The following is a 22,449-nucleotide window of genomic DNA, read 5'->3' on the forward strand; positions in this document are numbered from 1 at the left end:
AGCCATGATCAAACTCTTCAATTAAAAGCTTGATTTGCTTCCACTCGAGAAGCGATGCTCAAAGATTTACTGCATGAATTTTACTTCAGTTAGTCACTCTTCAAGACTTGATATTTTTTGCATCCGAAGATGCTGGATATCGTCTTGTGGAGTGCCCACACAGATTGTCTGATAAATTGTTAAAGAGCAGTGAGTTAGGCGCTTTCGCTTGCTAACTCAAGGTGGCGTATATTACGCTTTCCTCTTTCAGAGTCAACCCCAATTTTCAGGATTTTTTCTCTTTCTTCCCGGCCGCTCTGTGAAGTGAATCACTTGCGCCGTGTCGATGGAGGCGCATTATAGGGAGTTCCTCGCAGGCCGCAACAGGTATTTTCAGCAAAAACGATCGTTCGCTGCATTCCACAGCAAAACCCCGCCTTATACCCACTTGCGCACAGTGTTATCCACAGATGCGATTTGTACGGAAAATTTACGAGCGCCACGCAAACGTTTTCGCTACAATTCCCCGCGACGAAACGATCCCCCTTTTTACGGGGGCGTTACCTGAATATGTGCCTGACCCTCCCTTTATAAGGCAAAAAACCTTCCTTATAGAGAGAACGAGGTGGACATTCACGTAACGCTCTTTAATTGCGACTCAAAGCCAAGGGATAAAACCATGCAACAACCTCGTCCAATCCGCCGGGCCCTGCTCAGCGTGTCTGACAAAACCGGTATCGTTGAATTCGCCGAAGCGCTTTCCCAGCGCGGCGTTGAACTGCTGTCCACCGGCGGCACCGCCCGTCTGCTGGCAGACGCCGGTCTGCCCGTTACCGAAGTTTCCGACTACACCGGTTTCCCGGAGATGATGGACGGACGAGTTAAGACCCTGCACCCGAAAGTCCACGGCGGCATTCTCGGCCGCCGCGGCCAGGACGACGCCGTCATGAATCAGCATGACATCAAGCCTATCGACATGGTGGTCGTCAATCTGTATCCGTTCGCCCAAACCGTAGCGCGCCCGGATTGCTCGCTGGAGGATGCGGTCGAGAATATCGATATCGGCGGCCCGACCATGGTGCGCTCCGCCGCCAAGAACCATAAAGACGTCGCCATCGTGGTGAAGAGCAGCGACTACGCCGCCATCATTACCGAGATGGACAACAACGACGGTTCGCTGCGCTATGCCACCCGTTTCGATCTCGCCATCAAAGCTTTCGAACACACCGCTGCCTACGACAGCATGATCGCCAACTACTTCGGCGCGCTGGTGCCGGCGTACCACGGCGAGACCGAGCAGCCGTCCGGCCGCTTCCCGCGCACCCTGAACCTCAACTACATCAAGAAGCAGGATATGCGCTACGGTGAAAACAGCCACCAGCAGGCCGCCTTCTATATAGAGGAAGAAGTAAAGGAAGCTTCTGTCGCGACCGCCGAACAGCTGCAGGGCAAAGCGCTGTCCTATAACAACATCGCCGATACCGACGCCGCGCTGGAATGCGTGAAAGAGTTCGCCGAACCGGCCTGCGTGATCGTCAAGCACGCCAACCCTTGCGGCGTGGCGATCGGCGACGACATTCTGGCCGCCTACGAGCGCGCTTACCAAACCGACCCGACCTCCGCCTTCGGCGGCATCATCGCCTTTAACCGCGAGCTGGACGCCGCCACCGCGCAGGCGATCATCAGCCGCCAATTCGTGGAGGTGATCATCGCGCCAAACGTCACCCAGGAAGCGCGCTCCCTGCTGGCCGCCAAACAGAACGTGCGCGTGCTGGCCTGCGGCCAGTGGCAGCAACGCGTGGCGGGGCTGGACTTCAAGCGCGTCAACGGCGGCCTGCTGGTGCAGGATCGCGATCTGGGCATGGTAACCGCCGCCGATCTGCGCGTGGTATCCGAGCGCCAGCCGACCGAACAGGAACTGCGTGACGCGCTGTTCTGTTGGAAAGTGGCCAAGTTCGTGAAATCCAACGCCATCGTTTATGCGCGTGACAATATGACCATCGGCATAGGCGCCGGCCAGATGAGCCGCGTTTACTCCGCCAAGATCGCCGGCATCAAAGCGGGCGACGAAGGGCTGGAAGTGAAAGGCTCCGCCATGGCATCCGACGCCTTCTTCCCGTTCCGCGACGGCATCGATGCCGCGGCGGCGGTTGGCATCACCTGCGTGATCCAGCCTGGCGGTTCGATCCGCGACGACGAAGTGATCGCCGCCGCCAACGAACACGGCATCGCGATGATCTTCACCGACATGCGTCATTTCCGCCATTAATTCCTTTTGCCGCGTGCGCTTCGGCGCACGCCATTCGTGGAGCCCCTGATGAACATTTTGATTATCGGCAACGGCGGGCGCGAGCACGCGCTGGCCTGGAAAGCCGCCCAGTCTCCGCTGGCGGATAAAGTCTACGTTGCGCCGGGCAATGCCGGCACCGCGCTGGAAGCCAATCTGGAAAACGTGGCGATCGCCGCCACCGACATCCCCGCCCTGGTCGCTTTCGCCCAGAGCCATGACATCGGTCTGACCATCGTTGGGCCGGAAGCGCCGCTGGTGATTGGCGTGGTCGATGCCTTCCAGGCCGCCGGTCTGAAAATCTTCGGCCCATCACAGGCCGCCGCGCAGCTCGAAGGCTCCAAAGCCTTCACCAAAGATTTCCTGGCGCGCCACCGCATCCCGACCGCCGAATATGAAAACTTCACCGAGGTGGAACCGGCGCTGGCCTATGTGCGCCGCAAAGGCGCGCCGATCGTCATCAAGGCCGATGGCCTGGCGGCCGGTAAAGGCGTGATCGTCGCGATGACGCTACAGGAAGCGGAAGAGGCGGTGCGCGACATGTTGGCCGGCAACGCCTTCGGCGACGCCGGCCATCGCATCGTGGTGGAAGAGTTTCTCGACGGCGAAGAAGCCAGCTTCATCGTGATGGTCGACGGCGAGAACGTGGTGCCGATGGCCACCAGCCAGGACCACAAACGCGTCGGTGACGGCGACACCGGCCCGAACACCGGCGGCATGGGCGCCTACTCCCCGGCGCCGGTAGTGACCGACGAAATCCATCAGCGCGCCATGGATCAGGTGATCTGGCCGACGGTCCGCGGCATGGCGGCGGAAGGCAATACCTACGTCGGCTTCCTTTACGCCGGCCTGATGATCGCCGCCGACGGCCAGCCGAAGGTGATCGAATTCAACTGCCGTTTTGGCGATCCGGAAACTCAGCCGATCATGCTGCGCCTGCGCTCCGATCTGGTAGAGCTGTGCCTGGCGGGCGCCGAAGGCCGTCTGAACGAGAAGAGCTCTGATTGGGACGAACGCTCTGCCCTTGGCGTGGTGCTGGCAGCCGGCGGTTATCCGGGTGACTATCGCAACGGCGAGGTGATCCAGGGGCTACCGCAGCAGGAAAGCACCGACGGTAAGGTCTTCCACGCCGGCACACGCTTGCAGGGCGATGACGTCGTCACCAGCGGCGGCCGCGTGCTGTGCGTGACCGCGCTGGGCGATACCGTGGCGCAGGCGCAGCAACGCGCCTATCAGTTGGCGGAAGGCATCCAGTGGCCGGGCAGCTTCTGCCGCAAAGATATCGGTTATCGCGCGATTGCGCGCGGCAAATAATTTGACCTTTCATGATCATGACCAGAGGCTCCGCAGCGCGGGGCCTTTTTTATAGCTGGTCTTCTTTCGGTTCCCAGCTGCAGAAATCGTCGTTCGCCACCAGCAGCAGCTCGCTGCCTTCCGGCGCTTCCAGCCAGGCGACGCTCACCGGCCGGCTGCTGCTGCGGGCGCGTTTTTCGATCCAGGCGATGGCGGAGGCATCCAACCCGGGTTTTAAGCGCTGCCCGTCGCAGGTTTGCACTTCGCCCTGCAACCAACGCCCCTGCAGCAATTTGACCTTGCCGGCGCGCAGCGCATTGCTCACTTCGAGGATCCGTCGCGCCTGATATTGATACAGGGCGATTTCATCGCGGGTCAGCGGTTCGCGGCGTGTCGCCAGCTGGCGCTGCATAAAGCTCACCGTGCCGTCGTCGGCAAAGCGCAGCTGAATGGAATCTCGATCGCCGTCGGCGTCGTTACGTTTGATTTGGCGCAGCACGTCGCCCTGATAGGTGTACAGCGTGGTAATGGTACCCGGGCCGCGGTAAGGGCTGTAAACGCTGACCAACACTTGCGGACGATGTTGCTCATCGTCTTTACGCCACAGACGTATCACGCCCTGATCGGCCACGAAGCCGCTGGCGGTAAAGCTGGGGATATCGGAATGGAAACTGCAGGCGCTCAGGCCGACGGCGATGCCAACGGCCATGAGCGCCCGACGAGTAAACAAAAGGGGCGCCATCGCCCCCCTGTTTAATCTTTTCACCGAGGCGCGGTCTTATTTAACGGCGTCTTTCAGTGCTTTGCCAGAAACGAACGCAGGCACGTTGGCTGCTGCGATTTTGATTTCTTTGCCAGTCTGTGGGTTGCGGCCAGTGCGCTCGCTACGATGGTTTACTTTGAAAGTACCGAAGCCAACCAATTGTACTGCATCACCTTCTTTCAGAGACTCAGTAATTGCAGCCAGGGTGGATTCCAGAGCCAGTTTAGCTTGTGCTTTGGAAAGGTCAGCCTTGTCCGCGATTACATCAATCAGTTGAGTCTTGTTCATAAGTTATCCTTACAGTGTGTTTATCGTTTGCAAAGCATCGAGTGCGACGGATATGCCGATTGACAGCACTCTCCTGCATACACGCACCGATAGCCACTTTTTTTACGCCCCCCAAATGTAGACCAGACAGGGTGCGGATGTGAAGCCTTAAGGCATGACAAATCAGGCGTTAAATCACGTTTTGTTGCCTTATTGCGCTAAATTTATCCCGATGTTGCTGACGCCCGCCTCCCGCAGGTCGGATCGCAGCCCCTTGATCAGGTCTATATCGCGCTCTTCACAGGCGTCCAACAGGCGGAAAATTTCCCATTGAATGTCCCATTCTTCCTCTACCGCAGGCAAACTTTCCAACTCTTCGTCGGTCATTTCCTTACCGGCTTGGGTCATTTCCAACATCGCCACGGTGCGAATCGATGTTTCGCTGATGGCGATGGCGTGCTCCAGCGTCTCCCCGCCGAGCCGCGAATGGATCAGTTCCCCTAATGCGATACAGGCATCAATTGCCGGGTAAACGCCGTAAAGATCGTAATCTTCCGCCGACGGAATCGCCTCTTCCAACTTCTCGAGCTGGCTGTCGAAGTTGACCTTGGCGTCCTTCACCACCAGCGTTTCCCACACCAAATCCAGAATGCGGCGATAAACCGCCGGATCGCCGAACTCGGTCTGTTTGCAGAACATCTGGTAATTCGGGTACATACGCTCGCACAAACTGGCCATAAAGGTCAAATGTTGCCAGCCCTCGAGCCGTTCCAGACGTAAATGAATCGGGTTACGTAGCATGCTTTACTCTCTTACGCGTTATCTGCGGCGCAGTGTACCCGAAATCGCTCATGGCGACACCTCCGGATGCTGCTGCAACCACCGCTGAAACGCCGGACGGCGCGAAGCGATGGCGTCGGCCCAACGGGTCGGCTCCGGCAAACGGTAGCCCGCCATGCAGCGCTGCACCCACGCCAGCGCGCTGTCGGCGCCCACGCGGTGACCGGTAGAGATGAACAGCGGGTTGCAACGCGCCTTGCTACGCCATACCCAGCCCAGCTGTTCTCCCTTATCTTCCAACGGCGCCAGCGCTCCGACGGCGGCGTCCAGCGGCGCGAATTTGCCGCACAGGCGCTTCTTGGCCACGCCGATGGTCGGCACATCGACCAGCAGGCCGAAATGGCTGGCGACGCCGAGGCGCCGCGGATGTGAAACGCCGTGCCCATCGACGAAGATCAGCCCCGGTTTTTGCCGCAGCTGCGCCCAGGCGGCCAACAGCGCCGGGTATTCGCGAAACGACAGGAAACCCGGGATATAAGGCATGACGGTGGCGATGCGCGCCACCTGATACTCCACCAGCTCCAGCGACGGATAGCGCAGGATGGCGATGGCGGCGCGCGTCACCGCGCCCTCTTGCTCGAAGCCCACATCGGCGCCGGCGATGAACGCCGGCGGTTCGGCCGGCAGCTCGTCGTAGCGAATGACTTCAGCGGCGCGCCGCAGCTGTTCGGCGCGCAGAGCCGCCATATCGGTCACATCGGATCCTTAACGGTGGTATTTCGCCGACTGCGCGTGTACCGCCTCGACGAAGGCCCCGGCGTGCTCCGGCGGCACATCCTGATGGATGCCGTGGCCCAGGTTGAACACATGACCGTTGCCATGGCCGAAACCGGCCAGAATGGTCTCCACCTCTTCCGCGATGCGCGCCGGAGAAGCATAGAGCATCGACGGATCCATATTGCCCTGCAGCGCCACTTTGTCGCCTACGCGACGGCGCGCGTCGGCGATATCGGTGGTCCAGTCCAGCCCCAGCGCATCGCAGCCGGTAGCGGCCATCGCCTCCAGCCACTGCCCGCCGCCTTTGGTGAACAGTGTCACCGGCACGCGGCGGCCGTCATTTTCACGCAGCAGGCCATCGACGATCTTGTGCATGTAGTGCAACGAGAACTCGCGGTAATCGCGCCCGGTCAGCACCCCGCCCCAGGTGTCGAACACCATCACCGACTGCGCGCCGGCCTTGATCTGGGCATTGAGATACAGGATCACGCTGTCCGCCAGCTTGTCCAGCAACAGGTGCAGCGTGGCCGGCTCGGCATACATCATCTTCTTCAGCTTGGTGAAGGCCTTGCTGCTGCCGCCCTCAACCATATAGGTAGCCAGCGTCCACGGGCTGCCGGAGAAGCCGATCAGCGGCACTTCGCCCTTCAGCTCGCGGCGAATGGTGCGCACCGCGTTCATCACATAGCCCAGCTCCACTTCCGGATCGAACACCGGCAGTTTGTCGACGTCGGCGCGGCAGGTGACGGGGGAGCTGAAACGCGGGCCTTCGCCGGCTTCAAAGTACAGGCCGAGCCCCATGGCGTCGGGAATGGTGAGAATGTCGGAGAACAGGATGGCGGCGTCCAGCGCGTAGCGGCGCAGCGGCTGCAGCGTAACCTCGCAGGCCAGCTCCGCGTTCTTGCACAGCGACATGAAATCACCGGCCTGGGCGCGAGTCGCCTTGTACTCCGGTAAATAACGACCGGCCTGGCGCATCATCCATACGGGGGTCACATCCACCGGCTGGCGCAACAGCGCGCGCAGGTAACGATCGTTCTTCAACTCAGTCATTTATGGGGCTCCCTTAATAATCTGCCGGCCATTGTACATTATTCTGCCCGGCACAGCGCCACGGTGTCCTCAATCAAGCGGCGCGCCACGGTGCCGGGCGGCGGCAACAGCGGCAGTTGGTCGTAACGATACCAGCCGGCGTTGAGCAGCTCCTTGGGATCGTGACGAATCTCACCCTGGTGGTAATCGGCCATAAAGGCCATCATCAGCGAGTGCGGAAACGGCCAGGGTTGTGACGTGACGTAGCGCAGGTTATTGATTTCAATATTGCTCTCTTCCATCACTTCGCGCGCCACCGCCTGCTCCAGCGTTTCGCCAACTTCAACGAAACCGGCCAGCACCGTGTGAATGCCGCCGCGATGGCGCACGTGCTGCGCCAGCAGGATCTGATCGTCGCGCCGAATGGCGACGATCACGCAGGGCGCAATCTGCGGATAGTACCGTTCTTTGCAGTGGCCGCAGAGGCAGGCGCTTTCGGTGCGGCTGAGATGCATCTCATGGCCGCAGTAGCCGCAATAGCGATGGGAGCGGTAGAAATCCGCCAGCTGCACGCCGCGCCCGGCAAGCTGGAACAGACCGCGATCCTGATCCAACAGCTGACGCACCGATCCCATCTCCCGCGGCATCGCCTGGCGCACCAGCCAGACCGGCGCACCCTCCCACTCACCGATGACGCGCGCCATGTGGCCCTGCAGCCCGAGGGCGGCGGCGCTCCCCGACGGCAATTCACCGTTCGGTAACCAAAGTTTGCTTTCATGGCTGACGATCCACCAGCCGTTTTCATTGCCCGTTAATGCAAGTTCCATATCGTTGTTGCACAACCTCAGCTTCACTGGCACTCTACAAATCGGCTTTGTTACATTTTAATAACTTACCGGTTACTTTTGTTACTTACACGGAGTCAAACATGCTCAACCGTTTGGAAAGGCTGACTCAGCGCGTTGGCGGTAGTAATGAATTAGTTGATCAATGGCTTCAGGCCCGCAAGCAGTTGCTGGTCGCCTACTGCACGCTGGTAGGCCTCAAACCGAATAAAGAAAAGCATACGCCGCTGAATGAAAAAGCGCTGGAGAACTTTTGCCATAACCTGGTGGATTACCTCTCCGCAGGGCATTTTCATATCTATGACAGAATTATCAAACAAGTGGAAGGCGCAGCCAGTCCGAAAATGTCGCTGGCGGTGAACATCTACCCCAAGCTGTGGGCCAATACCGAACAGATCATGGCGTTCCACGATCGCTATACCGAAGTGGATATCGATCAGGAGGTTTGTCTGGAATTCCACCAGGCCTTGTCGGATATCGGCGAAACGCTGGCGGCGCGCTTTGCGCTGGAAGATAAGCTGATCCTGCTGGAAGCGGAAGCCACGCAGCAACCGCTGCCGGACCAGGCGCTGGATCCGGCGCGTTAAAATTTTATAGTTTTTTTTCTTATCCCTCCTATACTGGGGGGCATCTTGTCGGAGTGCCTAGCGCCTGATTTGTTCATCGAATCAGCCAGGCTGAGACCGTTAATTCGGGATCCGCGGAACCTGATCGGGTTAATACCCGCGAAGGGAACAAGAGTAATCTATCGCCACAGACACGGCCTTCCCCTTGCGGGTGCCCTGCCTTATCGGCCACCATCATTACTCCCTCCGAGCTCCAGACAAGCAACTTTCCCAACCCAACACACTGGTAGGAACTTGCTATGTCTAACGTTAATCCACCGCGCGCCCGTAAAGCGCAACGCGAAGCCGCCCAGCAGTTTATCGACACCCTGCAAGGCATGGCTTTCCCAAACTCACGCCGCATCTACCTGCAGGGCTCGCACAGCGATATCCAGGTGCCGATGCGTGAAATTCAGCTCAGCCCGACCCTGGTCGGCGGCAGCAAAGATAACCCGCAGTATGAACCCAACGAGGCGATCCCGGTGTATGACACCGCCGGCCCGTACGGCGATCCGCAAGCCGAGCTCGACGTGCACGCCGGCCTGGCCAAGCTGCGCGCCGGCTGGATCGACGCACGCGGCGATACCGCCACCCTGAGCGGTGCCAGCTCCGGCTTCACCCAGCAGCGGCTGGCGGACGAAGGTCTCGATCACCTGCGTTTCGAACACCTGCCGCTGCCGCGCAAAGCGCTGCCGGGCAAGTGCGTCACCCAGTTGCACTATGCCCGCGCCGGCATCGTCACCCCGGAGATGGAGTTCATCGCCATCCGCGAAAACATGGGGCGCGAGCGCATTCGCGGCGAGGTGCTGCGCCACCAGCATCCGGGCCAGAGCTGGGGCGCCAACCTGCCGGACAACATCACGCCGGAGTTCGTGCGCCAGGAAGTGGCCGCCGGCCGCGCCATCATTCCCGCCAATATCAACCACCCGGAGGCGGAGCCGATGATTATCGGCCGCAATTTCCTGGTGAAGGTGAACGCCAATATCGGCAACTCGGCGGTCACGTCGTCGATAGAAGAAGAAGTGGAGAAGCTGGTGTGGGCCACCCGCTGGGGCGCAGACACCGTGATGGATCTCTCCACCGGCCGCTACATTCACGAAACCCGCGAGTGGATCCTGCGCAACAGCCCGGTGCCCATCGGCACCGTGCCGATCTACCAGGCGCTGGAGAAGGTCAACGGCGTGGCGGAAAACCTCACCTGGGAGATGTTCCGCGATACGCTGCTGGAACAGGCGGAGCAAGGGGTCGACTACTTCACCATCCACGCCGGCGTGCTGCTGCGTTACGTGCCGATGACCGCCAAACGCCTGACCGGCATCGTGTCGCGCGGCGGCTCGATCATGGCCAAATGGTGTCTGTCGCACCATCAGGAAAACTTCCTCTATCAGCATTTCCGCGAAATCTGTGAGATCTGCGCCGCCTACGACGTTTCGCTGTCGCTCGGCGACGGCCTGCGCCCCGGCTCAATTCAGGACGCCAACGACGAAGCCCAGTTTGCCGAGCTGCATACGCTGGGCGAGCTGACCAAAATCGCCTGGGAATACGACGTGCAGGTGATGATCGAGGGCCCAGGCCACGTGCCGATGCAGATGATCCGCCGCAACATGACCGAAGAGCTGGAACACTGCCACGAAGCGCCATTCTACACCCTCGGCCCGCTGACCACCGATATCGCCCCGGGCTATGACCATTTCACCTCCGGCATCGGCGCGGCGATGATCGGCTGGTTCGGCTGCGCCATGCTGTGTTACGTCACGCCGAAAGAGCACCTCGGCCTGCCGAACAAAGAGGACGTCAAACAGGGCCTGATCACCTACAAGATCGCCGCTCACGCCGCCGATCTGGCCAAAGGCCATCCGGGCGCGCAAATCCGCGATAACGCCATGTCCAAGGCGCGTTTCGAATTCCGCTGGGAAGATCAGTTCAATCTGGCGCTCGATCCGGCCACCGCGCGCGCCTATCACGACGAAACCCTGCCGCAGGAGTCCGGCAAGATCGCCCACTTCTGCTCGATGTGCGGACCAAAATTCTGCTCGATGAAGATTTCGCAGGAGGTGCGCGACTACGCCGCCGCCCAGGAGGCCGCCAAACCGATCGAGGTGCAGCTGACCGGTATGGAGAAAATGTCCGCCGAGTTCCGCGCCCGCGGCAGCGAGCTGTATCACAGCGCCGGCAATTTGCAGGAGGAGACCAGCAATGACTGATATCACGACGCCCTTCCCGGCAACGCCCTACAAACTGGGGCTCTACCCGGTCGTCGACAGCGTGGAATGGATCGCTCGCCTGCTGGAGGCCGGCGTCACCACCATCCAGCTGCGCATCAAGGACTTGCCTGACGAGCAGGTCGAAGAGGATATCGCCGCCGCCATCGCGCTGGGCCGGCGTTATCAGGCGCGGCTGTTCATCAACGACTACTGGCGGCTGGCGATCAAGCACGGCGCCTACGGCGTGCATCTGGGCCAGGAAGATCTCGATACCACCGATCTGGCGGCCATTCACCGCGCCGGGCTACGGCTCGGCGTTTCCACCCATGACGACGCGGAGCTGGCGCGCGCGCTGGCGGTGAAACCGTCCTACATCGCGCTGGGGCACATCTTCCCCACCCAAACCAAAGACATGCCTTCGGCGCCGCAGGGGCTGACGGAGTTGAAACGCCACATCGCCGGCCTGGCGGATTACCCGACGGTGGCGATCGGCGGGATCAGCATCGATCGCGTTCCGGCGGTGCTGGCGTGCGGCGTCGGCAGCGTGGCGGTGGTCAGCGCCATCACCCAGGCGCCGGACTGGCGCGCGGCGACGGCCGAGCTGCTGCGGCTGATCGAAGGCGAGGGCCCGAACGATGCTTAACGATCAGGAATTCCTGCGCTACAGCCGCCAGCTGCTGCTGGAGGACGTCGGCCCGGAAGGCCAGGAGAGACTCAAGCGCGCCACGGTGCTGATCGTCGGTTTAGGTGGGCTAGGTTCCCCGGCTTCGCTGTATCTGGCCGCCGCCGGCGTCGGCACGCTGCTGCTGGCCGACGACGACCAGCTGCACGTCACCAACCTGCAGCGGCAAATCCTCTACCGCAGCGCCGATACCGCCACCGGTAAGGCGGCGCTGGCGCAACGCCACCTGCAGGCGCTGAACCCGTTGGTGGAATCCATCCCGCTGGCGCAGCGGCTGCAAGGGCAAGCGCTGCGCGACGCGGTCGCCCGCGCCGATCTGGTGCTGGACTGCTGCGACAATATGGCGACCCGCCATGAGGTCAATGCCGCCTGCATCGCCGCCGCCAAGCCGTTGATCAGCGGCAGCGCGGTCGGCTTCAGCGGCCAGCTGCTGGTGCTCGAGCCGCCCTATGCGCACGGCTGCTACGCCTGCCTGTACCCGGATCAGGAAGAGCCGCAGCGCAACTGCCGCACCGCCGGGGTACTCGGCCCGGTGGTGGGCGTGATCGGCACTCTGCAAGCGCTGGAGGCCATCAAGATGCTGGCCGGCATGCCATCTTCCCTCAGCGGTAAACTGCGGCTGTTCGACGGCAAGCAGCAGAGCTGGAGCACGCTGCAACTGAGCCAGGCCCGTGCCTGCCCGGTATGCGGAGGTGCGGCATGAAGATCCGTTTAAACGACCAACCGCTGGAGCTGGCGCAGCCGCTCAGCGTCGCCGCCCTGCTGGCCCAGCTGGAACGCCACCAGCCGGGCACCGCGCTGGCGATCAACCAAACCATCATCCCGCGCGCCGACTGGGCCGACCATCAGGTGCAGGACGGTGACGACATTTTGCTGTTTCAAGCGATCGCCGGAGGCTGACATGCTGAAAATCGCCGATACCACTTTTACCTCGCGCCTGTTCACCGGCACCGGCAAGTTCGCCACCCCGGCGCTGATGCTGGAGGCGCTGGCGGCCTCCGGTTCGCAGCTGGTGACCATGGCCATGAAGCGCGTCGATCTGCGCGGCGGCAACGACGCCATTTTGGCGCCGCTGCAGCAGCTGGGCGTCAGGCTGTTGCCCAACACCTCCGGCGCCAAAACGGCCGCTGAAGCGGTATTCGCCGCCCGGCTGGCGCGTGAAGCGCTCGGCACCCACTGGGTGAAGCTGGAGATCCACCCCGATGTGAAATACCTGCTGCCGGATCCGATAGAAACGCTGAAGGCGGCGGAAACGCTGGTGAAAGACGGTTTTGTGGTGCTGCCCTACTGCGGTGCCGATCCGGTGCTGTGCAAACGGCTGGAAGAGGCGGGCTGCGCGGCGGTGATGCCGCTCGGCGCCCCTATCGGTTCCAACCGCGGTCTGCGCACCCGCGACTTCCTCGAGATCATCATCGAACAGGCCAAGGTGCCGGTGGTGGTCGACGCCGGCATCGGCGCGCCGAGCCACGCGCTGGAAGCGATGGAGCTGGGCGCCGACGCGGTGCTGGTGAATACCGCCATCGCCGTGGCGCGCGATCCGGTGCAAATGGCGCGGGCGTTTCGCCTGGCGCTGGAGGCCGGCGAGCTGGCGCGCAGCGCCGGGTTAGGCGCGAGCCAGCGCGGTGCGGTCGCCTCGAGCCCGCTGACCGCCTTCCTCAGCCAGCCAGAGGAGGCACAGTGATGGCCGACGATTTCAGTAGCCGCTGGCAACAGCTGGATTGGGACGATATTACGCTGCGCATCAACGGCAAAACCGCGCGCGACGTGGAACGCGCGTTGAACGCCGACAAGCTGACGCGCGACGACTTTATGGCGCTGATCTCCCCCGCCGCCGCGCCGTATCTGGAACCGCTGGCGCAGCGCGCGCAGCAGCTGACCCGTCAGCGATTCGGCAACGTCGTCAGCTTCTATGTGCCGCTGTACCTCTCTAACCTGTGCGCCAACGACTGTACCTACTGCGGCTTTTCGATGAGCAACCGCATCAAGCGCAAAACGCTGGATGCGGCGGAGATCGCACGCGAGTGTGAAGCCATCCAGGGGCTGGGGTTCGAACATCTGTTGCTGGTCACCGGCGAGCATCAGACCAAGGTCGGCATGGACTATTTCCGCCAGCACATCCCGGCGATCCGCCGACACTTCAGTTCGCTGATGATGGAAGTGCAGCCGCTGGCGCAGGAGGAATACGCCGAACTGAAAACGCTGGGCCTGGACGGCGTGCTGGTGTACCAGGAAACCTACCATCCAGCCACCTATCTGCAGCATCACCTGCGCGGCCAGAAGCAGGATTTCCATTGGCGCCTGGCCACGCCGGATCGCCTGGGGCGCGCCGGGATCGACAAGATCGGCCTCGGTGCGTTGATCGGCCTGTCCAACAGTTGGCGCACCGACTGCTACCTGCTGGCGGAACATCTGTTTTACCTGCAGCAAACCTACTGGCAGAGCCGCTACTCGATCTCGTTCCCGCGCCTGCGCCCCTGCGCCGGCGGCATTGAACCGGCGTCGATCATGAGCGAGCCTCAACTGGTGCAGCTGATCTGCGCCTTCCGGCTGTTCGCGCCGGACGTTGAGCTGTCACTGTCTACGCGTGAGTCGCCGTACTTCCGCGATCATATGATCCCGGTGGCGATCAACAGCGTCAGCGCCGGATCCAAGACGCAGCCCGGCGGCTATGCCGATGACGTGCCGCCGGAGCTGGAACAGTTCGAACCGCACGACGGCCGCACGCCGCAGCAGGTCGCCGAGGCCATCAGCAACGCCGGGCTGCAGCCGGTGTGGAAAGACTGGGACGGTTATCTGGGACGCGGTGCGCAATAAGCGGCAACGTTTACCGCCGCGTGAAGAAAACGCTGGAGCGGCCGCGCAATGCCGAACGGTGGCGCTGGCGCCGGCAGGCCCGCCGGCTATAGTGACCTTGCCGGCCGCCAAACCCGGCGCCGGCCGGGGCCGTCTCCCTCTCGATGGCCCCGCCTTATCCCACCCCGGATCGCGCCGGAGATTCTCTTGCGCGACTCCGGGCCCTCTCCGCAGCAACGCGCATATGGCGTATCGCGGCCTGTAAGGGTGTACGGGCAGGTGCCTTGTCGGCTAAAGGACTGTGGCATAACGGTGCTCGGCACTCACTCAGCGGTGAGACTCATAGGACGCTGTTGCGGCAGAAAAGTGGGGAAAGAGGAAAAAAGAAGGTACAGCGACGAAGATAGGTTCGAGTAGCCATCCCCGGTGCTGCCAATGGCCCTGGTGTCGGCCGCGGATCTTTTTGCCGCCTGCTCCCTGCTTACGGACAAGAGCAGGCGGTTTATTTTGTGAGACTGGCACCCCCCCAGGACGCGAATCACACAGTATGTGCGCTAATTAACCACATAAACGGCTAAATGTGAATGTCTTTTGAGTGTTTTTTTATTTGTCATCGAGTGTATTTTGAGTTTGCCAAGGAAAATCAAACTGATATCACCGCAATAACCGAGGCTTCATCTATAATCCAGCACGGGTCCTCACGCAGGTTTTTCAACGCTCGCGGTTAACATCAAAAAAGCCAAGGTTGTCATGAAGAAAACGCCAAATTACATCGATGCAATCAGCGCGTTGCTCACTCTGAAAGGAGTTGGCGACAGAAAACATGCCTCCACGATGGCCAACATACTGAACCTTCAGTACAACAGCGCCAAACAGAAGCTGGATGGCAAAAGGGGCATCACCCTCGATGAAGTCAAAAAGGTTTTCCAGTATTTCAACGAGCCGTTTGCCGGCCAAAGGACACATAACGGCGTGTTTATCATGAACAGCATTCACAAGCGCTGTAACATTGAGGCCGACGAGCGCCCGGTCACGCAAGCGGACAACGACGAAACTTACGCCTACAAAAAGGACGATCTTTTCATCATCAACACCAATCGGGAATATGCAGCCGATGCCCCGCTGTATAAAGTCAACAAGATAGACTTTCTGCCGGCCCCGCGCATCGCGATCCTGGATAATGACAGCGATATTCTCGAACTGTTGAAGAAGATCGCCAGCCGCTACGGCATCGAGGCTGAGACCTTTCAGACGGCGGACGCCATGCTGGCCGCGCTGGAGCAGCAGTCCTTTGAGGCGTTTATTTTGGACTGGCTGTTGGACTTCGGCGAGACTTCCGAACGCGTGGTGAAGAAAATTAAAGACGCCCTCGATCCGCACGCCCGCATCATCATTCTGACCGGCCAGCTGAATCACTACGAGAAAAACATCGGCGATATGATCCTGCACTATGACGTGCACCTGGTGGAAAAACCGACCAAGCCGCTGATTATCTCTTCGCTATTGCTGTCGAACCTATTCTTTAATTAGTTTGACCGGAATGCGGATCAAAAACGATGAGCCACCCCCTTCGACGGATTTGACCTTGATGGTGCCTTTCATCGTCGTGACGTAATTTTTGATAATGGTCAGCCCCAGCCCTAATCCCTGCCGCGTTTCTTTTTCTACGCCCTGGTTAAACGCCTTATATAACCGATCCAGATTATCGACGTTAAACCCGATGCCGGTGTCTTTTACCCGCAAATACAGATTGCCGTGACACACCTTCACATTGAGGGCGATCGCGCCGTGGTGGGTAAACTTATCCGCGTTGCTGAGCAGGTTGGCCAATATTCGGTAGAGCTTGTATTTATCAGAACCAATCAGGCCGGCATAAGACGAACGGTGGATCACGAGGCGATTGCCTCGCCCGGCGCCGATGCCGGTTACGGCATCGTCCACCACCTCATTCAGCCGGAAGGTGGAAATATTGATTTTAACTTCTCCCATCTCAAGCCGAGAATAATCCATCACCTCGCGCGTTTGTTCGGCGATCTTGTTACCGTGATAGGAGATCAGGCGGGCTTCTTTTTTCAACTCTTCCTGCGCCAGCTCATGTTCCATGATATCCGCGGCAATGACGATGGCCTGGGTCGAGCCGGCGATCTCGTGGTAGATGGAAGAGATAAAGATGTTCTTGTTCTTGATGATCTCTTTCAACGAGAAGGCGTTTCTCAGCACCAGGAACATCATCAGGAACACTAAAATCAGCGAAAAGAGGGCGAACATCTCGGCTTTACTCGAGTTGTCCTGGATGATGCCTTTCACTTCGGTAAAGTTTTTAATCTGTATCCGATAAATAATTTCCTGGATATCGACCAGCGTACCCTCGATATCATCCATATAAGAGAGAATGTCCGCCTTGTTTTTCAGCCCCACCAGCAAGCCGGCAGAAAGATCGTCCAACGTGCGGTACTGCTGCTTCAGCAGCGCAACATTTTTGGTGAACTCGTCGTCGTAATAAAAAGAGTCGCTGAAGGTCGAACGGCTCTCCAGGATCTGAATCTTCGAGTAGAAGATTTTCTTTTTGATCTGGAAGGCGTCGTAGTCATTGTTTTCACTGAGCAACAGCGCGGTTTTGGTCCTTTCAAACGCCAGAAACAGGATCTCGGCCACCGAGTAGTTGTCCAGATTGGGCTCGATCTGCTTATAGCGCTCTTTTACGCCGCCGAAGTTAATGGCAATCAACAAAATCAATAAAGAGAAGATGGCAACCAACGCGATAAGAGTACCGATCAGTTTTTTGCTCATCTTATTTCAGCTCCAACCGTTTCACTTGCCAGACGGTTTTCGCATTCACATCCAGGTTATTCAGTTCGGCATAGCCATCGCGCGGATAAATAATGGCGAACGGCCCCAGCTCACCAACGTCGATCGGCTTGCCGCCGCGCTGGTAGGCGACGATCACACGGTATTTAATCATCTCGTCAATCGGCATCGAATAGGAGTAATCATCCCAGGCGAAAGCGCGCACCGACAGGCCTCTCAGGTGGTAGGCTTTCACTAACTCCGCAAACTCAACGCCGGTGAACGTATCTTCCGGGGTGAAATTGGTCGAGGTTTTAATCGTGTACTGCGGCATCGCCTCCAGCATCTGCCTGGTTATCTTGATCTTCTCACCATCGAGCGGTTTCAGGTAAAAATAGTCAACGGCCGCATACAGCGGTGCGCTGAACAGCGAAAGCAGCAGTAACGTCATCAATCCTTTGATTGTCATTATTCACCCTCTTTGCGTTTCACCAGTTCAGCCTGGCCGAACTCATCCTGCCCGACCACGGCCCAGCCGTGATGTTGATAAAAGCCTTCGGCTTTGGAGCCCGGATCGGTGGTTAAGTGGATCGCTTCGGCGCCGCGCTCAAACATCCAGGCGGTGACTCGCGCCAACAAGGCGGAGCCGATCCCCTTCGACTGGTATTCCGGCTTCACGAACAGGCCGCCGATCAGCGGTTCAGGGATGAATAACCCGAAGCCAACGCCGGCATAATCGTCGCCATGCTTGCAGATCCAGCCGCCGCCCTGGTTGATGTCCTCCAGCGCCTGCCTGCGCTGCAGATACTGGATCTGATGCGGATGCAGCAGGTTTTCTTCAACGGAAAAGCGGATCTCATACAGGTAAGGCAGGTGTTGCGCCGTCAATTTTTCGAAGGTAATGAGGCTGTCCATGTTCGCACTGTCCTTGGTTGTCTGGTAAAAGCGCCGGTCAATTTCTGCTGTAACCATAGTAGCAAAGTTTGCTCTGCCCCGGCATGAGGCGAAAAAAAACCGCCCCCGAGGGAGCGGTTTATCTGGCAATGGGCCCGGCATGCCGGGCCCGCGGCGCGGATGACGATTACTCGTCGTCGCTGCCGCCCAGGCCTGCGTTGAGCAGCTCGGCCAGGTTAGCCGTCGCTTCTTCCGCGCTGACTTGCGGAACAACCGGCGCTTCACCCTGAGCACGTCGACGCATGCGATCCTGATGATAAGCGTAACCGGTACCGGCTGGGATCAGACGGCCCACGATGACGTTCTCTTTCAGGCCACGCAGTTCATCACGCTTGCCGGCTACGGCAGCTTCGGTCAGAACGCGCGTCGTTTCCTGGAACGATGCGGCGGAGATGAAGGACTCGGTCGCCAAGGATGCCTTGGTGATACCCAGCAGATCGCGCGAGAAGGTTGCCGGGATCTTACCTTCAGCTTCCAGCTGACGGTTGGCAATCTTGACGCGAGACACTTCAGCCTGCTCGCCTTCCAGGAACTCGGAGCCACCAGCGCTAACGATGGTGCCTTTACGCAGCATCTGACGAACGATAACTTCGATGTGCTTATCGTTAATCTTAACGCCTTGCAGACGGTAAACTTCCTGCACTTCGTTGGTGATGTAGCGGGTAACCGCATGCACGCCACGCAGACGCAGAATGTCGTGCGGAGACTCTGGGCCGTCGGAAACGACGTCGCCACGTTCCACCACTTCGCCTTCGAACACGTTGAGCTGACGCCATTTCGGAATCATCTCTTCGTAAGCGTCGCTGCCGTCCAGCGGAGAGATCACCAGGCGACGTTTGCCTTTGGTCTCTTTACCGAACGAGATAATCCCGCTGATTTCAGCCAGGATTGCCGGCTCTTTCGGACGACGCGCTTCGAACAGGTCGGCAACGCGCGGCAGACCACCGGTAATATCCTTGGTACCGCCGGATTCCTGAGGAATACGCGCCAGGGTATCACCCGCACCGATCTGAATGCCGTCTTCCAGCTGAACGATCGCTTTGCCCGGCAGGAAGTATTGAGCAGGCATATCAGTACCTGGGATCAATACGTCTTCGCCCTGAGCGTCAACGATTTTCAGTGCCGGACGCAGGTCTTTACCGCTACCGGTACGCTCTGCGCTGTCCAGAACAACCAGAGAAGACAAACCGGTCAGTTCGTCGGTCTGACGAGTAATCGTCTGGCCGTCGACCATGTCCGCGAAGCGAATGAAGCCGCTGACTTCACTGATGACCGGCATGGTGTGCGGATCCCAGTTAGCAACGGTTTCGCCGCCGTTAACTTCTTCACCGTCGCCTTTGCCCATCACGGCGCCGTAAGGCACCTTGTAGCTTTCTTTGGTACGGCCGAATTCGTCGATCAGTTTCAGTTCGGTGTTACGCGAGGTGATCACCAGCTTGCCTGCGGCGTTCATAACGAACTTCGCGTTGCTCAGCTTGATGCTACCCTTGTTTTTCACCTGAATGCTGGATTCAGCAGCCGCACGAGATGCCGCACCACCGATGTGGAACGTACGCATCGTCAGCTGTGTACCCGGCTCACCGATGGACTGTGCCGCGATAACGCCGATGGCTTCGCCTTTGTTGATGATGTGGCCACGTGCCAGGTCGCGACCATAGCAGTTAGCACACACACCGAAGTCGGTTTCACAGCTCACCACGGAACGGACTTTAACGCTGTCGACAGAGTTCTCTTCCAACAGGTCACACGCCTTCTCGTTCAGCAAGGTGTTGCGCGGCACCAGAATGTCCGCCGTACCCGGCTTGAGGACGTCTTCTGCCGTCACACGGCCCAGAACGCGTTCACGCAGCGGCTCTTTCACGTCGCCACCTTCGATAACCGGGGTCATCAGGATGCCGTCGTGGGTGCCACAGTCGTCTTCGGTCACCACCAGGTCCTGCGCCACGTCAACCAGACGACGGGTCAGATAACCGGAGTTCGCGGTTTTCAGTGCGGTATCCGCCAGACCTTTACGAGCACCGTGGGTGGAGATGAAGTACTGGAGTACGTTCAGACCTTCACGGAAGTTCGCGGTGATTGGCGTTTCGATGATGGAGCCGTCCGGCTTCGCCATCAGGCCACGCATACCGGCCAGCTGACGAATCTGAGCGGCGGAACCACGCGCACCGGAGTCGGCCATCATAAAGATGCTGTTGAAGGAAACTTGCTGTTCCACTTCGCCGTCACGGTTAACCACGTCTTCTACCGACAGGTTTTCCATCATCGCTTTCGCAACGCGTTCGTTCGCTGCAGCCCAGATATCGATCACTTTGTTGTAGCGTTCGCCGGCGGTAACCAGACCAGACTGGAACTGCTCCTGGATCTCGGCAACTTCGGTTTCCGCTTCTTCGATGATCTCCGCTTTCTTGGCCGGGATAACCATGTCGTCGATACCTACGGAGGCGCCGGAACGGGCTGCGTAAGCAAAACCGGTGTACATGATCTGGTCAGCAAAGATTACGGTCGGCTTCAGGCCCAGGATGCGGTAACAGGTGTTCAGCATCTTGGAGATCGCTTTCTTGCCCAAAGGCTGGTTAACGATCGCGTACGGCAGACCTTTCGGTACGATCATCCACAGGATGGCGCGGCCGATGGTGGTGTCGATGATGCTGGTCTGAGAAGTCCATTCGCCTTCGGCGTTCTTGACGTCTTCGGTGATACGCACTTTAACGCGCGCATGCAGAGACGCCAGGCCGGCGCGGTAAACGCGCTCAGCTTCTTTGGAACCGTTCAGCACCATGCCTTCGCCCTTGGCGTTAACACAGTCGCGGGTCATGTAGTACAGACCCAGTACAACGTCCTGAGAAGGAACGATGATTGGCTCGCCGTTCGCTGGGGACAGGATGTTGTTGGTGGACATCATCAACGCACGCGCTTCCAGCTGGGCTTCCAGCGTCAGCGGTACGTGAACGGCCATCTGGTCACCATCGAAGTCGGCGTTATAGGCCGCACAAACCAGCGGGTGCAGCTGGATCGCTTTACCTTCGATCAGAACCGGTTCAAACGCCTGGATACCCAAACGGTGCAGGGTTGGTGCACGGTTCAGCAGTACCGGGTGTTCGCGGATCACTTCGTCCAGGATATCCCAAACGACGGCTTCTTCACGCTCAACCATTTTCTTGGCGGCTTTGATGGTGGTGGCCAGGCCACGCAGCTCCAACTTGCCGTAGATGAACGGTTTGAACAGCTCCAGCGCCATCTTTTTAGGCAGACCGCACTGATGCAGACGCAGGTATGGACCTACGGTGATTACGGAACGGCCGGAGTAGTCGACGCGTTTACCGAGCAGGTTCTGACGGAAACGACCCTGCTTACCTTTGATCATGTCGGCCAAAGATTTCAGAGGACGTTTGTTGGAACCGGTGATCGCACGACCGCGACGGCCGTTATCCAGCAGGGCGTCTACCGCTTCTTGCAGCATACGCTTTTCGTTGCGCACGATGATGTCCGGCGCAGCCAGATCCAGCAGGCGTTTCAGACGGTTGTTACGGTTGATCACGCGGCGATACAGATCGTTCAGATCCGACGTCGCGAAACGGCCGCCATCCAGCGGAACCAGTGGGCGCAGATCCGGCGGCAGTACCGGCAGCACGGTCAGGATCATCCACTCCGGCTTGTTACCGGACTGTACGAACGCTTCCAGCAGCTTGATACGCTTGGTCAGCTTCTTGCGCTTGGTTTCGGAGTTGGTTTCGTTCAGCTCTTCACGCAGCTGCTCGCACTCGGCTTCCAGATCCATGTTTTTCAACAGGGCCTGAATGGCTTCCGCACCCATCTTGGCGTCGAATTCGTCACCGAACTCTTCCAGCGCGTCCAGATACTGCTCTTCAGTCAGGATCTGACGACGCTCGAGGTTGGTCATACCGCCTTCGACCACCACATAGGATTCGAAGTACAGTACGCGTTCGATGTCACGCAGCGGCATATCCAGCAGCAAACCGATGCGGGATGGCAGCGATTTCAGGAACCAGATGTGCGCAGTCGGGGAAGCCAGCTCGATGTGGCCCATGCGCTCACGGCGCACTTTAGTCTGGGTCACTTCAACGCCGCACTTCTCACAGATCACGCCGCGGTGTTTCAAGCGCTTGTACTTACCGCACAGGCACTCGTAATCTTTTACCGGCCCGAAGATACGGGCGCAGAAAAGGCCGTCACGCTCAGGTTTGAACGTACGGTAGTTAATGGTTTCCGGCTTCTTAACTTCACCGAACGACCACGAACGGATCATGTCTGGCGAGGCCAGAGCAATCTTGATCGCATCAAACTCTTCGGTCTTAGTTTGCGCTTTCAGAAACTTCAATAAGTCTTTCACGGATTGGCTCCTGTCGGAGTTAAACCTGTTGGGTACCCACAACCGCAGTA

At 59.2% G+C, this 22,449-nt stretch carries 20 protein-coding genes and 1 riboswitch; of the genes, 10 read left to right on the plus strand and 10 right to left on the minus strand.

Features of this window, described 5'->3' with window-relative positions:
* The first annotated feature begins 658 nt into the window (after positions 1-658).
* Together purH and purD are read left to right on the plus strand one after the other, a co-directional pair.
* Positions 659-2,248, plus strand: coding sequence for a bifunctional phosphoribosylaminoimidazolecarboxamide formyltransferase/IMP cyclohydrolase (purH, locus tag ACJ8PN_RS24960; protein WP_015376332.1), 1,590 nt, complete (start codon positions 659-661; stop codon positions 2,246-2,248).
* A gap of 48 nt (positions 2,249-2,296) precedes the next feature.
* Positions 2,297-3,580, plus strand: coding sequence for a phosphoribosylamine--glycine ligase (gene purD / locus ACJ8PN_RS24965; protein WP_442535349.1), 1,284 nt, complete (start codon positions 2,297-2,299; stop codon positions 3,578-3,580).
* 49 nt (positions 3,581-3,629) lie between these two features.
* Here purD and ACJ8PN_RS24970 read toward each other — a convergent pair whose 3' ends face one another.
* The 6 genes from ACJ8PN_RS24970 to nudC form a co-directional block, all read right to left on the minus strand.
* Positions 3,630-4,301, minus strand: coding sequence for a DUF1481 domain-containing protein (locus ACJ8PN_RS24970; protein WP_080352386.1), 672 nt, complete (start codon positions 4,299-4,301; stop codon positions 3,630-3,632).
* Between the two features lie 36 nt (positions 4,302-4,337).
* Positions 4,338-4,610 carry a nucleoid-associated protein HU-alpha gene (hupA, locus tag ACJ8PN_RS24975; RefSeq protein WP_004929874.1) on the minus strand — a complete coding sequence of 91 codons (273 nt, stop codon included), beginning with the start codon at positions 4,608-4,610 and terminating at the stop codon, positions 4,338-4,340.
* Positions 4,611-4,799: 189 nt separating this feature from the next.
* Positions 4,800-5,390 (minus strand): YjaG family protein, encoded by a 591-nt coding sequence (locus ACJ8PN_RS24980; protein WP_004929875.1) that lies wholly within the window; start codon positions 5,388-5,390, stop codon positions 4,800-4,802.
* 48 nt (positions 5,391-5,438) lie between these two features.
* Positions 5,439-6,125, minus strand: coding sequence for a deoxyribonuclease V (gene nfi / locus ACJ8PN_RS24985; protein ID WP_033631538.1), 687 nt, complete (start codon positions 6,123-6,125; stop codon positions 5,439-5,441).
* Positions 6,126-6,134: 9 nt separating this feature from the next.
* Positions 6,135-7,199 (minus strand): uroporphyrinogen decarboxylase, encoded by a 1,065-nt coding sequence (gene hemE, locus ACJ8PN_RS24990; RefSeq protein ID WP_004929877.1) that lies wholly within the window; start codon positions 7,197-7,199, stop codon positions 6,135-6,137.
* A gap of 38 nt (positions 7,200-7,237) precedes the next feature.
* Complete coding sequence (gene nudC, locus ACJ8PN_RS24995) at positions 7,238-8,005, minus strand: NAD(+) diphosphatase (protein WP_197800794.1); 768 nt, start codon at positions 8,003-8,005, stop codon at positions 7,238-7,240.
* Between the two features lie 101 nt (positions 8,006-8,106).
* Here nudC and ACJ8PN_RS25000 point away from each other — a divergent pair, with 101 nt between their 5' ends.
* The 8 genes from ACJ8PN_RS25000 to ACJ8PN_RS25035 all read left to right on the plus strand — a co-directional run bounded on the left by ACJ8PN_RS25000 (position 8,107) and on the right by ACJ8PN_RS25035 (position 15,837).
* Complete coding sequence (locus ACJ8PN_RS25000) at positions 8,107-8,610, plus strand: Rsd/AlgQ family anti-sigma factor (RefSeq protein WP_004929879.1); 504 nt, start codon at positions 8,107-8,109, stop codon at positions 8,608-8,610.
* 39 nt (positions 8,611-8,649) lie between these two features.
* A riboswitch (TPP riboswitch) is annotated at positions 8,650-8,774 on the plus strand.
* A gap of 114 nt (positions 8,775-8,888) precedes the next feature.
* Entirely contained in the window at positions 8,889-10,832 is a 1,944-nt protein-coding gene (gene thiC / locus ACJ8PN_RS25005; RefSeq protein ID WP_171453187.1) for a phosphomethylpyrimidine synthase ThiC, read from the plus strand.
* Positions 10,825-11,475: a thiamine phosphate synthase gene (gene thiE, locus ACJ8PN_RS25010; RefSeq protein WP_171453186.1), complete on the plus strand. Its 651-nt coding sequence runs from the start codon at positions 10,825-10,827 to the stop codon at positions 11,473-11,475. The genes thiC and thiE overlap by 8 nt, the downstream gene beginning before the upstream one ends.
* Positions 11,468-12,217, plus strand: a complete 750-nt coding sequence (locus ACJ8PN_RS25015) for a HesA/MoeB/ThiF family protein (RefSeq protein ID WP_159318838.1) — start codon at positions 11,468-11,470, stop codon at positions 12,215-12,217. Before thiE ends, ACJ8PN_RS25015 begins: the two co-directional genes overlap by 8 nt.
* Entirely contained in the window at positions 12,214-12,414 is a 201-nt protein-coding gene (thiS, locus tag ACJ8PN_RS25020) for a sulfur carrier protein ThiS (protein ID WP_004929884.1), read from the plus strand. The genes ACJ8PN_RS25015 and thiS overlap by 4 nt, the downstream gene beginning before the upstream one ends.
* A 1-nt stretch (position 12,415) precedes the next feature.
* A complete protein-coding gene (locus tag ACJ8PN_RS25025; protein WP_021505237.1) occupies positions 12,416-13,195 on the plus strand; it encodes a thiazole synthase in 780 nt (259 codons plus the stop codon).
* Positions 13,195-14,328 (plus strand): 2-iminoacetate synthase ThiH, encoded by a 1,134-nt coding sequence (gene thiH / locus ACJ8PN_RS25030; RefSeq protein ID WP_442535350.1) that lies wholly within the window; start codon positions 13,195-13,197, stop codon positions 14,326-14,328. Before ACJ8PN_RS25025 ends, thiH begins: the two co-directional genes overlap by 1 nt.
* 729 nt (positions 14,329-15,057) lie before the next feature.
* The gene (locus ACJ8PN_RS25035) at positions 15,058-15,837 is read left to right on the plus strand and encodes a helix-turn-helix domain-containing protein (protein ID WP_351110209.1); all 780 of its coding nucleotides are present in this window, start codon (positions 15,058-15,060) and stop codon (positions 15,835-15,837) included.
* On the opposite strand, the gene ACJ8PN_RS25040 is transcribed toward ACJ8PN_RS25035, so the two are convergent.
* The 4 genes from ACJ8PN_RS25040 to rpoC all read right to left on the minus strand — a co-directional run bounded on the left by ACJ8PN_RS25040 (position 15,823) and on the right by rpoC (position 22,399).
* Entirely contained in the window at positions 15,823-17,097 is a 1,275-nt protein-coding gene (locus ACJ8PN_RS25040; protein ID WP_171453183.1) for a sensor histidine kinase, read from the minus strand. The two genes, ACJ8PN_RS25035 and ACJ8PN_RS25040, sit on opposite strands and share 15 nt — an antisense overlap.
* 1 nt (position 17,098) lies before the next feature.
* Positions 17,099-17,563, minus strand: coding sequence for an oxidoreductase (locus ACJ8PN_RS25045; RefSeq protein WP_351110207.1), 465 nt, complete (start codon positions 17,561-17,563; stop codon positions 17,099-17,101).
* A complete protein-coding gene (locus tag ACJ8PN_RS25050; protein ID WP_016929429.1) occupies positions 17,563-18,009 on the minus strand; it encodes a GNAT family N-acetyltransferase in 447 nt (148 codons plus the stop codon). Before ACJ8PN_RS25050 ends, ACJ8PN_RS25045 begins: the two co-directional genes overlap by 1 nt.
* Positions 18,010-18,175: 166 nt before the next feature.
* Positions 18,176-22,399: a DNA-directed RNA polymerase subunit beta' gene (gene rpoC, locus ACJ8PN_RS25055; protein ID WP_021505232.1), complete on the minus strand. Its 4,224-nt coding sequence runs from the start codon at positions 22,397-22,399 to the stop codon at positions 18,176-18,178.
* Positions 22,400-22,449: the final 50 nt, after the last annotated feature.

The organism is Serratia sp. CY76391, from assembly GCF_052166695.1.
GTDB lineage: Bacteria > Pseudomonadota > Gammaproteobacteria > Enterobacterales > Enterobacteriaceae > Serratia > Serratia nematodiphila.

Coding starts and splice junctions, on each gene's coding strand:
- ACJ8PN_RS25015 (WP_159318838.1), top strand. CDS start 11,468: ATGCTTAACGATCAGGAATTCCTGCGCTACAGCCGCCAGCTGCTGCTG.
- ACJ8PN_RS25045 (WP_351110207.1), bottom strand. CDS start 17,563: ATGACAATCAAAGGATTGATGACGTTACTGCTGCTTTCGCTGTTCAGC.
- nudC (WP_197800794.1), bottom strand. CDS start 8,005: ATGGAACTTGCATTAACGGGCAATGAAAACGGCTGGTGGATCGTCAGC.
- thiE (WP_171453186.1), top strand. CDS start 10,825: ATGACTGATATCACGACGCCCTTCCCGGCAACGCCCTACAAACTGGGG.
- purH (WP_015376332.1), top strand. CDS start 659: ATGCAACAACCTCGTCCAATCCGCCGGGCCCTGCTCAGCGTGTCTGAC.
- hemE (WP_004929877.1), bottom strand. CDS start 7,199: ATGACTGAGTTGAAGAACGATCGTTACCTGCGCGCGCTGTTGCGCCAG.
- ACJ8PN_RS25025 (WP_021505237.1), top strand. CDS start 12,416: ATGCTGAAAATCGCCGATACCACTTTTACCTCGCGCCTGTTCACCGGC.
- purD (WP_442535349.1), top strand. CDS start 2,297: ATGAACATTTTGATTATCGGCAACGGCGGGCGCGAGCACGCGCTGGCC.
- ACJ8PN_RS25000 (WP_004929879.1), top strand. CDS start 8,107: ATGCTCAACCGTTTGGAAAGGCTGACTCAGCGCGTTGGCGGTAGTAAT.
- ACJ8PN_RS24980 (WP_004929875.1), bottom strand. CDS start 5,390: ATGCTACGTAACCCGATTCATTTACGTCTGGAACGGCTCGAGGGCTGG.
- hupA (WP_004929874.1), bottom strand. CDS start 4,610: ATGAACAAGACTCAACTGATTGATGTAATCGCGGACAAGGCTGACCTT.
- thiS (WP_004929884.1), top strand. CDS start 12,214: ATGAAGATCCGTTTAAACGACCAACCGCTGGAGCTGGCGCAGCCGCTC.
- thiH (WP_442535350.1), top strand. CDS start 13,195: ATGGCCGACGATTTCAGTAGCCGCTGGCAACAGCTGGATTGGGACGAT.
- ACJ8PN_RS25035 (WP_351110209.1), top strand. CDS start 15,058: ATGAAGAAAACGCCAAATTACATCGATGCAATCAGCGCGTTGCTCACT.
- thiC (WP_171453187.1), top strand. CDS start 8,889: ATGTCTAACGTTAATCCACCGCGCGCCCGTAAAGCGCAACGCGAAGCC.
- ACJ8PN_RS25040 (WP_171453183.1), bottom strand. CDS start 17,097: ATGAGCAAAAAACTGATCGGTACTCTTATCGCGTTGGTTGCCATCTTC.
- ACJ8PN_RS24970 (WP_080352386.1), bottom strand. CDS start 4,301: ATGGCGCCCCTTTTGTTTACTCGTCGGGCGCTCATGGCCGTTGGCATC.
- ACJ8PN_RS25050 (WP_016929429.1), bottom strand. CDS start 18,009: ATGGACAGCCTCATTACCTTCGAAAAATTGACGGCGCAACACCTGCCT.